Source organism: Inediibacterium massiliense (genome assembly GCF_001282725.1).
Lineage (GTDB): Bacteria > Bacillota > Clostridia > Peptostreptococcales > Thermotaleaceae > Anaerophilus > Anaerophilus massiliensis.
On record NZ_LN876587.1, the window covers coordinates 42,589 to 58,548 of the forward strand.

The window sequence follows — 15,960 nt, forward strand, 5'->3', positions numbered from 1 at the left end:
AGGAAGCTATGAGGGATTTTGTTCATTTACATGTCCATACAGAATATAGCTTATTAGACGGCGCTACTCGTATTAAAGATCTGATCAAGAAAGTAAAAGAATTAGGAATGAAAGCTATTGCCATTACAGATCATGGGTCTATGTTTGGAGTTATTGATTTTTATAAAGAGTGTAAAAAGCATGGAATCAAACCTATTATAGGATGTGAAGTATATACAGCCAGTAGGACTATGAAAGATAAAGATCCAATAAAAGACAAAAGGATGGGGCATTTGGTGCTTCTTGCTAAAAATCAATTAGGCTATCAAAATTTGATGAAGATTGTATCATTGGGCTATGTAGAAGGTTTTTACTATAAACCTCGTATAGATTTATCTGTACTCCAAAAATACAGTGAAGGAATTATTGCTCTTAGTGCTTGTCTGGCAGGAGAAGTACAGCAACATCTTTTAGACAATAATTATGAAGAAGCAAAAAAACATGCAAAAAGATTACAAGAAATATTTGGAGAAGATCATTTTTATTTAGAGCTTCAAGATCATGGGATATCAGAGCAAAAAATAGTCAATGAACAGCTTATTCGATTAAGCAGTGAAACAGGTATTCCACTAGTGGCTACTAATGATGTTCATTATCTCAAAAAAGAAGATGCACCTATTCATGATGTTTTATTGTGTATTCAAACAGCAAAGACATTAGAGGATGAGGATCGAATGAAGTTTCCAACTCCTGAATTTTATCTAAAGTCTCCACAGGAGATGGAAGAATTGTTTTCTTATGCAAAAGAAGCCCTAGATCATACAGCAAAGATTGCAGATTTGTGTCATGTGGAATTTGATTTTAACCAGATGCATCTTCCAAACTATGAAGTTCCTCAATCCTATACGGCTAAGGAGTATTTGAGAAAGCTTTGTAAAGAAGGTTTAAAGAAAAGATATGAAAATATTACAGAGAAATTAAAAGAAAGATTAGAATATGAATTAAACACTATAGAAACCATGGGATATGTGGAATATTTTTTAATCGTATGGGACTTTATAAGATATGCAAAAGAAAACAATATTATGGTAGGACCAGGGAGAGGATCTGCTGCAGGAAGTATTGTCTCTTATACTTTAGGAATTACAGATATAGATCCTATCAAATATAATCTAATCTTTGAAAGGTTTTTAAATCCTGAGCGTGTGACTATGCCAGATATTGATATTGACTTTTGCTTTGAAAGAAGACAAGAGGTTATAGATTATGTAGTAAGAAAATATGGAAAAGAAAAGGTAGCACAAATTATTACCTTTGGAACGATGGCTGCAAGAGCTGCTATAAGAGATGTGGGACGTGCTATGAATATTTCTTATGGAGAAGTAGATACAATTGCAAAACAAATTCCTATGCAGCCTGGAATAACTATAGATAAGGGACTTGAAATCAATCCATCACTAAAAGATATTTACAATAGAGATGAAAAGGCAAAATATTTGATAGATGTAGCAAGAGCCGTAGAGGGGATGCCAAGGCATGCATCTACTCATGCAGCAGGAGTAGTGATATCTAAAAAAGCTATTGATGAGTATGTTCCTTTGTATGTTCATAATGAAGGGGTTACCACCCAGTTTACAATGGGTACGCTAGAAGAGTTAGGATTACTCAAAATGGACTTTTTAGGTCTTAGAAATCTTACAGTGATTCGAGATGCATTAGAAAGCATCAAAAGGAATTATAAAGTAGAGATAGATTTTTCAAGTATGCCTTATACAGACCCAAAGGTATATCAGCTTATTAGCAAAGGAGATACTTTAGGAGTGTTTCAGCTTGAAAGTGCTGGTATGAGGCAATTTATGAAGGAATTAAAGCCAGATTGCTTTGAAGATATTGTAGCGGGTATCTCTCTTTATAGACCAGGACCTATGGATTCTATTCCTAAATATATAGAATACAAAAATAATCCAGAAAAAATACAATATCTTCATCCAAAGCTTGAACCTATTTTAAATGTAACCTATGGATGTTTGATTTATCAAGAACAGGTTATGCAGATTGTAAGAGAACTAGGTGGATACTCCTATGGACGAAGTGATTTGGTACGTCGAGCTATGAGTAAAAAGAAAATGGAAGTCATGGAAGAGGAAAGAAAATATTTCATTTATGGAAAAGAAGATGAAAATGGAAATATAGAAATTGTAGGATGTATAAGAAATGGCGTAGATGAAAAAATAGCAAATCAAATATATGATGATATGATTGACTTCGCCAAGTACGCTTTCAACAAATCTCACGCCGCGGCTTATGCAGTATTAGGTTATGAAACAGCCTATTTGAAATATTATTATCCTGTAGAATTTATGGCAGCGTTGCTGACAAGTGTTATAGGAGATAGTGCTAAAATTGCACAATATATAGAGGACTGTAAAAAAAGAAATATAGAAATTTTACCACCTAGTGTCAATGAAAGTAGAGAAAATTTCACAGTAGAAGATGGAAAAATCAGATTTGGTCTTTTAGCAGTAAAAAATGTAGGATTGGGTGTAATAGATTCTATTGTAAAAGCAAGAGAAGAAAAAGAAAAGTATTTGAGTTTTACGGATTTTTGTGAAAAAGTAGACATGAAAGAAATTAATAAAAGAGCTGTAGAAAGCCTCATAAGATCTGGAGCCTTTGATGGTATGGGAGCCAATCGAGCACAACTTCTGGCGATTTATGAAAAGGTTATGGATGGAATTAACCAAGATCGAAAAAGAAATATAGCAGGACAAGTATCATTTTTTCAAGCTTTTGATACGGCTATTACACAAGGGGCAAAAAAAGATGAACTTCCAGATGTAGCTGAATTTCCGCAAAAAAATCTTTTGATGATGGAAAAGGAAGTATTAGGACTATACATCAGTGGACATCCTTTATCTGAATATGAACAAGAAGTCAAAAAAATTTCAACATTTCATACGATAGATTTGTTAGAAATAGATGAAAATCAAAATCAAAAAATAAAAGATGGAGGATTTATAAGAATTGCAGGATTAATTGTTCATAGAAAAAATAAAATTACAAAGAATAACAATATGATGGCATTTATTACATTAGAAGATTTATTTGGATCTATAGAAGTCCTTGTTTTTCCTAAAATATTTGATCAATATATGAGCTTTTTACAAGAAGATCAAATCGTTGTGATAGAGGGAAAAATTAGTTTGAAGGAAGATGAAGAACCTAAAATTATTGCAAATAAAATTCTTCCTTTAGTCAAAAACGAATATGCACAAAACATGAAACTATATTTAAAAATTAGTAAGGAAAAGGATGAAAAAGAAGTTTTTCAAAATATTAAAAATATCCTTAAAAAATGGAAGGGTATGGTTCCTGTCTATATTTATATAGAAAAAGAAAATAAAAAATTAAAAGCAGATACATCCTTATGGATTCATATACAAGATGGTTTGATTGGGGAATTAAAAGAACTATTAGGAAAAGAATGTGTAAAAATAATAGAATAATATGGAATATTGACTTAGATTATATTGCAAGAATGATAAAATATAATTTCTATATATTGAAATTTACTCAAAATTAGAATAAAATAGTAACAAAATCAATATACTCCAAAGGGAGGTCCAGAATATGTGGACAGTAGTATATATGGCACATAATAAAGAAGATGTACAAAAAATAAAAAGGCTTTTGGATGGAGAAGGATTTTTAGTAAAAATTAAACAAATAGGAAAAGAAGATAAAGTATATGAAGTACTTGTTCCTAGTGGAGAAGTAGAAGAAGCTCATGAAGTATTGGTAAATATTTAATATTAAAATCATAGGGAAAGTACCTGGTTTAGGAACTTTCCCTTCTCAAATAGATAGGAAATACTTAAAAACATATAAAGAGGAGGGGAAAAATGAAAAAAATAGGAGTACTTACCAGTGGAGGAGATTCACCAGGAATGAATGCTGCCATTAGGGCTGTAATACGTTCTGGAATTTATCATGGATTAAAAGTAGTAGGAATCAAAAGAGGATATGATGGATTAATTCATGGAGATATAGAGGATATGAATATTTCCTCTGTAGCAGATATTATTCATCGTGGTGGAACTATGCTTAGAACTGCAAGAAGCGAAGATTTTAAGACGGAGCAAGGTTTTAAAAAAGCTATTAATGTTATTAATGTTTTTGGAATAGATGGAATTGTAGTGATCGGAGGAGATGGATCTTTTAGAGGAGCTGAAAGGTTAAGTCAAGCAGGGATTCCTACCATTGGAATTCCAGGAACGATTGATAATGATTTGGCATATACAGATTATACTATAGGGTTTGATACAGCTATCAATACGGTACTTCATGCTATTAGTAATATAAGAGATACATCGACTTCTCATGAAAGAGCTAATATTATTGAAGTCATGGGAAGACATTGTGGAGATATTGCACTTTTTGCTGGACTTGCAGGAGGGGCAGAGAGTATTATGATCCCAGAGGATCTAGTTTCTGTGGATGAAGTGTGTAAAAAACTGATTCAAGGCAAAAATAGAGGGAAATTACATAGTATTATTCTCTTTGCAGAGGGAGCAGCAGAAAACTCCTATGACATTAAAAAGGAAATTGAAGAAAAGGCAGGAATAGAGGTAAGACTTACTATACTTGGTCATATACAAAGAGGTGGAAGTCCTACAGCTTTTGATAGAATATTGGCAAGTAGAATGGGAGGATATGCAGTAGAGCTTTTATTACAAGGAAAAGGTAGTAGGGTAGTAGGAATGAAAGCCAATGAAATTTTTGATATGGATATATCAGAGGCTCTTTCTATGAAAAAAGAGATCAATAAAGGAATGTATGAGTTAGCTCAAATACTATCTAGATAATTGGAGGGGAATATATATGAGAAAAACAAAGATTGTTTGTACCATAGGTCCCGCAAGTGAAAAAAAAGAAGTATTAAAAGAAATTATCCGAAAAGGGATGAATGTAGCAAGGCTTAATTTTTCCCATGGAACCCATGAAGAACATCAAGTAAGAATTGATACTATCAAAGAAGTTAGAGAAGAATTAGGATTACCTATTGCACTTTTATTAGATACAAAAGGTCCAGAAATCAGAACTGGTAATTTTAAAGATGGAGAAGTTTATTTAAAAGAAGATAATTATTTTACATTAACAACAAGAGAGATCATTGGAGATGAAGCTATAGGTAGTATTACATATAAAGGGCTTCCACAAGATGTAAAAAAAGGAGATACCATCTTAATCGATGATGGATTGATAGGTCTTGAAGTAGTAGAAATTATAGATGATACAGATATAAAATGTATCATTAAAAATTCAGGAGCTGTGAAAAATCATAAAGGAATCAATGTACCAGGAGTGAAAATCAATCTTCCTGCCATTACACAAAAGGATATAGATGATATCTTATTTGGTATTAAAAATGGAATAGACATTATTGCAGCTTCCTTTGTGAGAAAAGCCCAAGACGTATTAGAGATTAGAAAAATATTAGAAGAAAATGAAGCAGATGATATTTTGATTATTTCCAAGATCGAAAATCAAGAAGGAGTAGAAAATATTCATCAAGTTATAGAGGTTTCTGATGGAATCATGGTGGCAAGAGGAGATATGGGAGTTGAAATTCCTACAGAAAGAGTACCAATTGTTCAAAAGATGATTATCAAGGAATGTAATAGTGTTGGAAAGCCAGTTATTACGGCTACTCAAATGCTTGATTCTATGATGAGAAATCCAAGACCTACAAGAGCAGAAGTTACAGATGTTGCAAATGCTATTTTTGATGGAACAGATGCCATCATGTTATCTGGGGAGACGGCTGCTGGAAAATATCCAATAGAAGCAGTTAAAACAATGGCAAATATAGCAGAAACAGCAGAAGAATCTATTGATTATCATGCTATACTTAGAGAAAAATCAGTAGGAAAAGAAAGAAGTATTACAGATGCAGTAAGCCATGCAACTTGTAGTAGTGCTCAGGATTTGGGAGCCACTGCAATTATTACAGCTACAGCTTCTGGATATACGGCAAGAATGGTATCTAAATTTAGACCCAAAGCACCTATTATTGTAGCTACGACAAATGAAAAAGTTATGAGAAAAATGGCTTTAACTTGGGGAACTTATCCTGTAAAAACGCAAGATGGACATTCAACAGATGAAGTGTTTGACATATCTATTGAAAAAACATTAGAGGCAGGATATATAAAACCTGGAGATCTTGTTGTAATTACAGCAGGAGTGCCAGTAGGAGTAGCAGGAACTACCAATACCATAAAGGTACATATTGCAGGAGAAATTTTGGCTCAAGGTATGGGAATTGGAAAACAATCGGCTATTGGAAATATATGTGTAGCTTGTAATGCAAAAGAAGCTGAGGAGAAATTCAAGGAAGGAAATGTTTTAGTAACCATTGCTACCGATAAAGATATGATTCCATATATGGAAAAATGCTGTGCAGTGATTACAGAAGAAGGGGGACTTACTTCTCATGCTGCTATTGTAGGACTCCATCTACATAAACCAGTCATTGTAGGAGTAGAAAATGCTACAAAAGTATTAAAGGATAATATGCTTGTTACAGTAGATACAATTAGAGGACTTGTATATAGCGGAAGAGCTAATGTATTGTAAAAACAAAGAGAAGCCAAGCTTAGCTTGGCTACTTTTGTGAAAGGATGATTTTGTGTATACGAATGACGCATCTGTTCAAGTAAGATATCAAGAAACAGATCAAATGGGCGTTGCCTATCATGGAAATTATTATACTTGGTTTGAAGTAGGAAGATCTTCTTTTTTTCGTTCTTTAGGGTATACTTATGCAAAGCTTGAACAAGAAGGGGTAATCCTACCCGTCATAGAAAGTAGATGTATTTACAAATCATCTGCTAAATATGATGACGAGCTTTATATAAGGACTCGTATAGAAAAGCTTAAAGGTGTAAGAATAGAGTTTTATTATGAAGTGATTCGAAAAGTAGACAATGAAGTATTAGCACAAGGAACAACTATTCATGCATTTGTAGATAAAAATTTAAAACCTATGAATTTTAAAAAAGCCCATCCAGAAGTTTGGGAGATGCTTTCTGCTTGTTTAGAATAGGAATTTTTACGAAATATTAAATATTTTATCCAATATAGTAAAATTTATAGTATAATATTTAAAAATATGTATTATAATCTATAATGAGACTTTTGTATTATAGGCTAACTGATTCTATTATTATCTTGAAGGCACCAAAGTGGTGTCTATTTTTTTTGAAAAGAGAAAAGAGATTTTAAGAAAATAGGAAATTGTAGATACAGTCATAAAAAACGTCACTAAATTTTCAAATTTGGAAAATAGGATTTACTTTATGGCTTGAAAAAACATAAAGATACTTTATAATATTTGATAAAGAAGAATATAAGGAGTTTTGAGTATGGAAAACATAGTAAAAAAAGGTCAGGTTTATGATGTGCTGATACATGATATAGGAGAAAATGGAGAAGGAATAGGAAGAGTAGATGGATTTACTGTTTTTGTAGATGGGGCAGTAATAGAGGATGAAGTGAAGGCTAAAATAGAAGTAGTCAAAAAAAATTATGCCATAGGAAAAATTATAAAATTAGTAAAGCCATCTCCTTTTAGAATCCATCCTATGTGTGAATATACTAGAAAATGTGGAGGATGTCAGATTCAAAATATAGATTATTCTATGCAGCTACAATTAAAAACAAATAAAGTGAAAGCAAATATTGAAAGAATCGGAAAAATCAAAGATGCAATCATTCATGATACAATTGGAATGGATCATCCTTATGCTTATCGAAACAAAGCACAATTTCCTGTAGGTATGAAAGATGGACAAGTCCAGATAGGATTTTATCAAAAAAAGAGTCATAATATTATAGATCTACATAATTGCTATATACAAGATGAGATGAATGCAAAAATTATAAAAGTTATAAGAGATTATATAAACAATTATAATGTACCTAATTATAATGAAAAAAGTGGAAAAGGAATTATAAGACACATTGTAACGAAGGTTGCTTTTTCTACAAAAGATATAATGGTTGTAATTGTTACAAATGGTAGAGAGCTTCCTAAAAAAGATATATTGATTGAAAATCTTTTAGAAGAAGTTCCAAATATAAAAAGTATTGTACAAAATATTAATTCTAAAAAGGGAAATGTAGTATTAGGAAGAGAATGTATCACATTGTACGGAGAAGAAAAAATTATAGATACAATTGGAACATTAAAATTTAATATATCACCTTTGTCATTTTTTCAAGTAAATCCTATTCAAACAAAGGTATTGTATGAAAAAGCATTAGAATATGCATCACTATCAGGAGAAGAGGTAGTTTACGATATTTATTGTGGAATTGGAACTATTTCATTATTTTTAGCACAAAAGGCAAAAAAGGTATATGGAATAGAAATTGTACCACAGGCCATAGAAGATGCAAAGGAAAATGCAAAATTAAATGATGTGGAGAATGTAGAGTTTTTTGCAGGAGCAGCAGAAGAGGTTGTTCCAAGGCTTTATAAAGAAGGGATTCTAGCTGATGTAGTAGTAGTAGACCCACCAAGAAAGGGCTGCGATGAAAAGGTATTAGATACTATTGTAAAGATGAATCCTGAAAAAATTGTTTATGTATCTTGTAATCCTTCAACTCTAGCAAGAGATTTAAAATATTTAGATGAGAATGGATATAAGACTATGGAGGTACAACCTGTAGATATGTTCCCTCATACGGGGCACGTTGAAACGATAATAATGATGACGAAATGTGGTTCAGAGGGCAAAAAGTAAACTTTGACCACAACATGTTGTGGTTTTGGAGCGATTTTGAGGCTTGAAAATGGGCAAAAAAGTGCCGTTTTTGAGCCTTAAAAAATGGTGAAAATATAGATGACATAGTCAGTTTTTAGGAAAATTAAAGATTTGAGTATGATTAGCGAAAAACTAGGCACATGATTATAAATCGAATTGGTAAGGAGGGCTCTTGTATAATGGACCAATTACTATTAGAAATATTGTCATTAGATGCATATCGTAGCATAAGTTATTATGTTTGTCATTTGACGTTCGCTTTATATAGGCATTTCGGAGGAATGAAATGGAATGGAACTCAAAATTACCTTAAACCGCTAGTAAATGAAACAAAACAACTCATAGAAAGAAGTGGAATATCCCAAGAAACCATTCTGCAATACTTGGCTAGTGATATTTCAAATCCCTCATATCTATTTGTTGCACAGGCTATCCTTGCTTATGCTGTTCCAATTAAATTAGATGATATGCAAAGATATAACATTGTAACAAAGCAGACATCATTACCTAAAGATATACATATTGATGATGAAATACTTGCATGTGCCTTAGTTTGTTATGTATTAGATGGGAATAGGTATTCAGAGTGGGATTTTAATATAATTGTTACAGAAGAAAAGTTTTTTTATCCAACCAATGATTATCATTTAACCAAGGTAGAAAATATTGATTTTCGGCAAAGTGGTTTTGTTTTTGATAATAAATATTATCTTTACAATTTATATATAGATAGAAAACCTCTCCATGCAGGGGAACCCATTCCTGCTGTGTTCAGAATTATGCAAGATGGTGTTGATATAAGCAAAGCAGATCTCCTTTTTCGATTAGATGAACGATTAGCTATAGAACTTGATAAAGCTGATATTTGTCATTATGAATTTTTTGAAAAATTCTATGGTCCATCATTTCTTTTTTCGCAAACTAGATTAGAAAGAGCAAAGAATATTACTGTTCACTATGATCCTGAAACATTTAACAAATTATTGATGGTCATTAAGCGGGATTATGATACTATTCTTGATGAAGAGTTTTGGCATATTGAGGTAGAGCAACTTCCAAACATTGCAGAAGCTTATAAGCCTAAGTTTGTATTAACAACTTTTGTTCACGGAAAATATTACCCAAACAGAAAATCTTTTAGACATATTGATTTTATAAAAAATGAGTATAGCACAGAGAAATATAAGCAAAAACATAACGGATGTTCTAATTCAGATATTTCCATTGACTACTATACTGAAACAAAGGATGAACATTATAAAATATGGTGCATAGAAAATATAGATATGAGTGAAGAGTTATGGTATAAACTCACATTAGTATCTTTAGCTCCGAAATATAAGATTTTATTCAATGAGATGCTAGAAAAAATATAATGGTTTATTATCAATTTAATTTATAAGGCTAAGCCTTAGGTCAACTTAAGACCTACAGACTTAGCCTTATTTTTATGCCCAAAAACAAAAAGAAAGGAAATGATAAGAATGTCAAAATTATTTATGTACGGTACAAGGTTACAGGAGTTTGAGCAGATGATGATGCTTGTGCCAAACTTTAGTAAGCGAGGGAAAGGATTAATTGTATTAAAAGGGTTTCCGTTTACCGAAGAAAATGTTGCCTGTAGGTTTTGCACTGAATATCCAAAATGCAAGAATGATGAAAGCAAGTACCTAGTTTTATCTGAAAGATTAAAAGCCAACGCAGTATGTTATGAAAACATAGTAAGAAATACGTTTAAAGACTTCAGAGCATATAATCTCAAAAAACGATTGAGTCAATTGGTTTCAGAGTTTAATGGCGATTTCTTTTGCGACAGCAGTCACCGACAGCGATTTGAAAATATTATTAAAATGAAAAACAGAGTGGTAAAGAAAATTGACAATCAATTTCTTGCCACTCTGTTTTTGCTTACAGCGGATGATGAACTATGGGAATGGTCTAACCCACATATTTATTTAACCAAGGTTGATTTTAAATCAATCCATTTAAAAGGGATTGATACAAGCAGATATGCTGTCTATCAAACCGCAAAGACAATATCTACAGGAAAAGAATATATTAAGCTAAATGAAATCGCCGATGAAAGCCTTATTGATGAGAGAACCTTTCAAGTAATTGTTCATGCCGTACTCCTTGCCAAGTACGGGCAAGACATATTGAGCATCTGCAAATAAAAAGAGCCTGTAAAAAACAGACTCTGTATCAACGAGATTTACTTTGTATAGGTCATCAAATCGGAAATCTTGCAATCCAAAACAAAGCAGATGCGAGTGAGGACATCAATATCCATACGCTCAATATTTCCGTTGTACCATTTGTCGGCTACTTCAAAACGAATATTAGCAAGTTTAGCAAGCTTGCTTCTGGTCATATCTTTGCTGTCCATGATTTCTTTTACATGAAAGCTAACTTTTCCATAATCCCTAATTTCAAAGATTGAGTTGTTGTTCATATTAACCACCTCTCTATATCTATTCTATATGCAACATTACGTATTGACTATATACATATAAATAGATACTATATATATAGTATTATAAAGGAGGCATAAAACTATGCAGAAAAAAGAAAACGCTCTATGCTTTAGCGGTCATCGGAGTGAAAAACTACCGCAAAGCAAAGAGCAGATTGAAAAACTTAAGGTAAGACTATGGGAAGAAATCGATGAGGCAATTGCAAATGGAGCAAACACATTCTACTTCGGAGCGTGTTATGGATTCGACTTACTATGTGCAGATGTTGTGCTAAAGCGAAGAAAGGTTATCAAACCGAATGATCCAAAAGCGATAACACTAATTGCTGTGATACCATTCGAAGAACAAGCAAAAAATTGGGATGAAACAAATCGGGACAAGTATTATGACATACTTGAACAGTGTGATGAAGCGTTAATGCTGAATACATATTATCGCCCAGGTTGTTATAACCAAAGAAACCGATACATGGTGGACCATAGCAGTAAAATGATATGTTACTATGATGGAGGTAAAGGCGGTACAGCATATACCGTAAAATATGCCGAACAAAAAAATCTGCAAATTACAAACCTATATGAAAACTAGCAAATGTGAGCCACTTTAAAAGGTGGCTCATTTTTAATGTCAGAAACATGAAATGGAGGAATGAATTTGAGAATTACAATTAAGAACCCTATAAACGAAAAAGTCGAAACCTTATGGTTTCCTTGGAAAGCTGAGGATTTTGAAAAAGTTTGTCTTGGCTTAGAAATCGTGCCAAGCACAGAACCAAACTGTATTATTAAGGATATATCCGATGAAAGGCTATCGACTTTTCTGAAAGATAAGGCTTGCAACATTGATGAATTAGATTACCTAATGAAAAGATTGGACAGTTTCGATAATGATGAATTGCAGACATTTTATGCAGTGGCATACTCAGAAAAAGCAGAAACAACAGCAGAACTCATCAATATTTCTTTTAACACGCACTGTTACAGCCTTGTAGCCGATTTCAGCGACCTTGATGCAGTAGGCAAGAGAATGTACCTAACAGAGCAAGGAGCAGTCAGTGAGAAAGAATTGCAAAGCTTTTACGGCAGAGCGTATTTTGAACAACTGCTTGCTCAAAACCAAAAGCCAAGGGTTACTCCTTACGGAATACTTTATCAAAACAAAAACCCTATACAGACAATTTATGACGGAATGCACTTTCCCCTGTATCATTGGCAAGATGAAATTGCAGAGTTAGAAGTCGGAAAAGACGGATACAGTCAATCTCTCTATCTGCCTTGTACTCAAATGCAAATAGAATATGCCTTGCTGAGATTGGATGCAAATTCCCTTTCAGAATGCAGTCTAAGCCTTACAAGTGACCACTTTTCAGACAGAATGCTTGATATCATAACTTCCGAAAAACCACTATGCGAAAATATGGATGATATTAATTACTTTGCAAGTAAGTTTCGAGAGATTGGCACACAAGAAGAAAGCTATTTTGAAAAGCTGATGGAATTTGTTAAGCCAAATAATCAAAAGGACGTAAAAGCACTACTCTATAGTATGTATGAGTTTGAACTCTTCCCTAATATCCATACTGCTGAAGAATACGGAAAGTACATAATCTGCGACAGCGGTCATTTTGAGTATGACGAAAACCTTGAAGAATATATAGACTTTAAGGGATATGGACAGCAGAAAATTGCAAACCAAAACGGTGCATTTACCGAAAAAGGATACATTATCTATCATGGTTATAATGCAGAGCTTGCACAGGTTTTATCGGAGCACCTTGGAATAGAAATTCCAAAGCAAGACTCACAGGAATTAAAGCTCTATATGCCACTTCGTGCGACCACATATTATGATGAAAATAACTATGGTGACCTTTATCAAGTAGACTATGAAATTGAGGTTTACCCCGATGAACTGGCGGAATATAAGGACGAAATTATGCAAGCGATTGAAAAAAATGCTTTGCCAGAAGAAACGGAACGTGGATTAATGAAATACTACAGCGAACAGGACAGCATCAATGCAAAGGTAAAAAGATATGATTTCTCTGTAGAAGAGATAAATGGTCAGTTGATGGGTGTAGCCAATCTTATACTAAATGCTCCCCTTGATGACAATGAACTTGCCAAAATAAAGGATGAAATCACAGGTCAAGCGAGTGACGGTTGGGGCGAAGGTTTTGAGCAACGAGAGATTAAATGCAATGGTAAAGAAGTATACGTCAGCTTTTGGAGAGCAAAAAACTGGAGTTTACAGACGGCTGAGGAAATGGGAATAAAACAGCAAAATCATGAAATGAAATTTGGAGGGATGTAAAATGAGAGGGTATCCGACACAGGCACAAGTTGAAAGAATTAAACTGCAATATCCCGTTGGTACGAGATTAGAACTGCTTAGTATGTCAGATCTGTATTCACCTGTACCGCCGGGTACACAAGGGGAAGTAACTTCAGTTGACGATATGGGAACTCTGCATATGAAGTGGGATAATGGTCGTTCCCTCGGTGTGGTAATAGGTGAAGATAGTTTCAAGGTGATTTCAAGACCACAGGAGGAACAAACAATGGATTCACCTAAGATGGGAGGAATGAGCCTATGAAAAAAGTAATGCAAGCAGAACTCTGCGATAAAGGCGGAAAGATATATGCAAACATAGAACTCCCTGCCACTTTTGAACAAATGGAGGACTGCTTAGAAAAAATACACAGTACATCTGAAGACAGCAAGGTTATTTCTGCGGAATGTTTGATGGAATATGACATACTTGCCGAAAAAGAACTGGAGCCTTGCAGTCTGTATGAACTCAATCATTTTTCAGCGTTAGTGGAAAATTTTGATGAAGTTGACCAACAGCGATTTGAAGCCTTGACGGTTCTTGCCTGTAAAAATGATACGGTAACGGTAAGTGAACTTATTAATATAGCAATTAATCTAAATGAAATAGATATGCACTGTATCCCCGTTCTTAATGATAAGGAACTTGGGAATTTTTATATTGATAATGAGTTTGTACCACAGCTTGATAATCTTCCAATGGAAAAAGCAGATTGGTTACTTTCCCATATCGACTGTGAAAAAGTGGGTAAAGAAATGCGGGAACAAGAAAAAGGCATTTATTGCGGTAGGGGCTATGTGGTCTTAAATGAAGAACTGAAACAGCTGTATAACGAAAACTTCCCTGTTCCTCAGCCCAAAGATTATGTGTTTCGATTAGAGATTGCCAAAGCACCCATAGGAGATATTCCAAATGATGAACATACTGTAACTCTTACACTGCCGGTAAATGATACGAACATTATAACAGCTGTAAAGAAAGTTGGGGCAAGCACCCTACAAGAATGTGTGTTTTATGAGTATGAAAGCACCATACCACAGCTTGAAGAAGAGTTTTATGATATGAGTGACTTATACACTCTCAATGAACTTGCAAGAAAAATTGAAACAATGAAAGCTTGTGGTGATATTCCTAAATACAAAGCAATGCTGACTACACTGGATAAATTCAATCTGCATACTGCATTAGAGGTTACGGAATATCTAAGTGAATTCACCTTGGAGTGTGGATGTGAAACTTCATCGGAATATGCAATAAAAATGCTTAAAGATATTGATATGACTTTAAAAGATGACTTGCTTTTCTATCTTTCTACTGATGGGTACGGAACGGCATTGATGCAGAAAAACGGCGTGGAGAAAACACCCTATGGAATGTTAGTGCCTTTCTCTGGAGTGACACTCTCTATGCAGATGGAACAAAACAAATCAACCATGACAATGGAAATGAAATGAATATAAAGCAATAACGGCCGACAGGAAGATGTGAAAGCATCAACTTGCCGGCCTTTTTTGTTTGTACGGAAAGGAAGAATGTGAATGCATGAACTAAAGATTTTTGAAAATGAGAAATTTGGGCAGATAAGAACCTTGCTCATTGATGGTGAACCTTGGTTTGTGGGAAAAGATGTAGCACAAATTTTAAAATATAGCAATCCCCAAAAGGCAATCCGAGATCATGTTGACGAGGATGATAGGACGGTGAACGAAACGTTCACCGTCAACGGAACAAAAGGAACTCTTATTAATGAAAGTGGTCTTTATTCCCTTATTCTCTCCAGTAAACTACCTACCGCTAAGAAGTTTAAGCGTTGGGTAACTTCTGAAGTCCTCCCCTCTATTAGAGCCTATGGTGGATATATCACCAAAGCAAAGCTTGATGATATTTTCCATAATCCCGAAAACTTGGCGGTGTTTTTAAGACAGATGTTAAAGGTAGCGGAAGAAAATGAAAGACTGAAAGATGAAATTGACACTTTAGAACCCAAAGCAGATTACTTTGACACCTTGGTGGATAACAAATTGCTTGTTAATTTCCGAACTACCGCAAAGGAACTTGGTATTAAACCAATGAGATTCACCCAATTTCTGCTTGATAAAAAGTTTGTGTTCCGTGACACAAAGCAAGTCATTCACCCAATGCAGCCATTTGTTCATAGCGGACTTTTTGAAATCAAAGAGTTTTGCAGAAACGGACACAGTGGCACACAAACCCTCATCACTCCAAAAGGCAGACAGTATTTTATGAAACTGCTTATTGAGTGTGAGATTATATGATTACCGCAGACTAAAAGGCTGATTGTTTCACTGCAAATGCAGTAAAGCAGTTGGCCTTTTTTTGTTTT

14 protein-coding genes are annotated in these 15,960 nt (G+C 33.9%); 13 read left to right on the top strand and 1 reads right to left on the bottom strand.

Annotated elements, in window-relative coordinates; translation table 11 throughout:
* Positions 1 to 8: 8 nt before the first annotated feature.
* From BN2409_RS08775 to BN2409_RS08810, 8 genes are all read left to right on the top strand, one after another.
* Positions 9 to 3,485: a DNA polymerase III subunit alpha gene (locus BN2409_RS08775; RefSeq protein WP_053956280.1), complete on the top strand. Its 3,477-nt coding sequence runs from the start codon at positions 9 to 11 to the stop codon at positions 3,483 to 3,485.
* Positions 3,486 to 3,609: 124 nt separating this feature from the next.
* Positions 3,610 to 3,789 carry a hypothetical protein gene (locus BN2409_RS08780; RefSeq protein ID WP_053956281.1) on the top strand — a complete coding sequence of 60 codons (180 nt, stop codon included), beginning with the start codon at positions 3,610 to 3,612 and terminating at the stop codon, positions 3,787 to 3,789.
* A 92-nt stretch (positions 3,790 to 3,881) separates the two neighbouring features.
* On the top strand, positions 3,882 to 4,844 hold the full coding sequence (pfkA, locus tag BN2409_RS08785) for a 6-phosphofructokinase (RefSeq protein ID WP_053956282.1): 963 nt from the start codon (positions 3,882 to 3,884) through the stop codon (positions 4,842 to 4,844).
* Between the two features lie 16 nt (positions 4,845 to 4,860).
* Positions 4,861 to 6,618 (top strand): pyruvate kinase, encoded by a 1,758-nt coding sequence (pyk, locus tag BN2409_RS08790; RefSeq protein WP_053956283.1) that lies wholly within the window; start codon positions 4,861 to 4,863, stop codon positions 6,616 to 6,618.
* A 52-nt stretch (positions 6,619 to 6,670) separates the two neighbouring features.
* Positions 6,671 to 7,087, top strand: coding sequence for an acyl-CoA thioesterase (locus tag BN2409_RS08795; protein ID WP_053956284.1), 417 nt, complete (start codon positions 6,671 to 6,673; stop codon positions 7,085 to 7,087).
* Positions 7,088 to 7,415: 328 nt separating this feature from the next.
* A complete protein-coding gene (gene rlmD / locus BN2409_RS08800; protein WP_053957690.1) occupies positions 7,416 to 8,789 on the top strand; it encodes a 23S rRNA (uracil(1939)-C(5))-methyltransferase RlmD in 1,374 nt (457 codons plus the stop codon).
* Positions 8,790 to 9,091: 302 nt separating this feature from the next.
* The gene (locus tag BN2409_RS17515) at positions 9,092 to 10,186 is read left to right on the top strand and encodes a hypothetical protein (RefSeq protein ID WP_242847937.1); all 1,095 of its coding nucleotides are present in this window, start codon (positions 9,092 to 9,094) and stop codon (positions 10,184 to 10,186) included.
* 108 nt (positions 10,187 to 10,294) lie between these two features.
* Positions 10,295 to 10,984 carry a hypothetical protein gene (locus BN2409_RS08810; RefSeq protein ID WP_199872983.1) on the top strand — a complete coding sequence of 230 codons (690 nt, stop codon included), beginning with the start codon at positions 10,295 to 10,297 and terminating at the stop codon, positions 10,982 to 10,984.
* Between the two features lie 38 nt (positions 10,985 to 11,022).
* On the opposite strand, the gene BN2409_RS08815 is transcribed toward BN2409_RS08810, so the two are convergent.
* Positions 11,023 to 11,262 (bottom strand): helix-turn-helix domain-containing protein, encoded by a 240-nt coding sequence (locus BN2409_RS08815; protein ID WP_242847938.1) that lies wholly within the window; start codon positions 11,260 to 11,262, stop codon positions 11,023 to 11,025.
* 103 nt (positions 11,263 to 11,365) lie between these two features.
* Between BN2409_RS08815 and BN2409_RS08820 the strand changes: the two genes are divergently transcribed.
* The 5 genes from BN2409_RS08820 (at position 11,366) to BN2409_RS08840 (ending at position 15,892) form a co-directional block, all read left to right on the top strand.
* Positions 11,366 to 11,872 (top strand): SLOG family protein, encoded by a 507-nt coding sequence (locus tag BN2409_RS08820; RefSeq protein WP_053956286.1) that lies wholly within the window; start codon positions 11,366 to 11,368, stop codon positions 11,870 to 11,872.
* Positions 11,873 to 11,938: 66 nt separating this feature from the next.
* Positions 11,939 to 13,597, top strand: a complete 1,659-nt coding sequence (locus BN2409_RS08825; protein WP_053956287.1) for an antirestriction protein ArdA — start codon at positions 11,939 to 11,941, stop codon at positions 13,595 to 13,597.
* Position 13,598: 1 nt separating this feature from the next.
* Complete coding sequence (locus BN2409_RS08830) at positions 13,599 to 13,880, top strand: DUF4314 domain-containing protein (RefSeq protein ID WP_053956288.1); 282 nt, start codon at positions 13,599 to 13,601, stop codon at positions 13,878 to 13,880.
* Positions 13,877 to 15,070 (top strand): hypothetical protein, encoded by a 1,194-nt coding sequence (locus tag BN2409_RS08835; protein ID WP_053956289.1) that lies wholly within the window; start codon positions 13,877 to 13,879, stop codon positions 15,068 to 15,070. The genes BN2409_RS08830 and BN2409_RS08835 overlap by 4 nt, the downstream gene beginning before the upstream one ends.
* Before the next feature lie 84 nt (positions 15,071 to 15,154).
* Positions 15,155 to 15,892, top strand: a complete 738-nt coding sequence (locus BN2409_RS08840; RefSeq protein ID WP_053956290.1) for a BRO family protein — start codon at positions 15,155 to 15,157, stop codon at positions 15,890 to 15,892.
* Positions 15,893 to 15,960: the final 68 nt, after the last annotated feature.

Coding starts and splice junctions, on each gene's coding strand:
- BN2409_RS08775 (WP_053956280.1), top strand. CDS start 9: ATGAGGGATTTTGTTCATTTACATGTCCATACAGAATATAGCTTATTA.
- BN2409_RS08780 (WP_053956281.1), top strand. CDS start 3,610: ATGTGGACAGTAGTATATATGGCACATAATAAAGAAGATGTACAAAAA.
- pfkA (WP_053956282.1), top strand. CDS start 3,882: ATGAAAAAAATAGGAGTACTTACCAGTGGAGGAGATTCACCAGGAATG.
- pyk (WP_053956283.1), top strand. CDS start 4,861: ATGAGAAAAACAAAGATTGTTTGTACCATAGGTCCCGCAAGTGAAAAA.
- BN2409_RS17515 (WP_242847937.1), top strand. CDS start 9,092: ATGAAATGGAATGGAACTCAAAATTACCTTAAACCGCTAGTAAATGAA.
- BN2409_RS08810 (WP_199872983.1), top strand. CDS start 10,295: ATGTCAAAATTATTTATGTACGGTACAAGGTTACAGGAGTTTGAGCAG.
- BN2409_RS08815 (WP_242847938.1), bottom strand. CDS start 11,262: ATGAACAACAACTCAATCTTTGAAATTAGGGATTATGGAAAAGTTAGC.
- BN2409_RS08820 (WP_053956286.1), top strand. CDS start 11,366: ATGCAGAAAAAAGAAAACGCTCTATGCTTTAGCGGTCATCGGAGTGAA.
- BN2409_RS08830 (WP_053956288.1), top strand. CDS start 13,599: ATGAGAGGGTATCCGACACAGGCACAAGTTGAAAGAATTAAACTGCAA.
- BN2409_RS08835 (WP_053956289.1), top strand. CDS start 13,877: ATGAAAAAAGTAATGCAAGCAGAACTCTGCGATAAAGGCGGAAAGATA.
- BN2409_RS08840 (WP_053956290.1), top strand. CDS start 15,155: ATGCATGAACTAAAGATTTTTGAAAATGAGAAATTTGGGCAGATAAGA.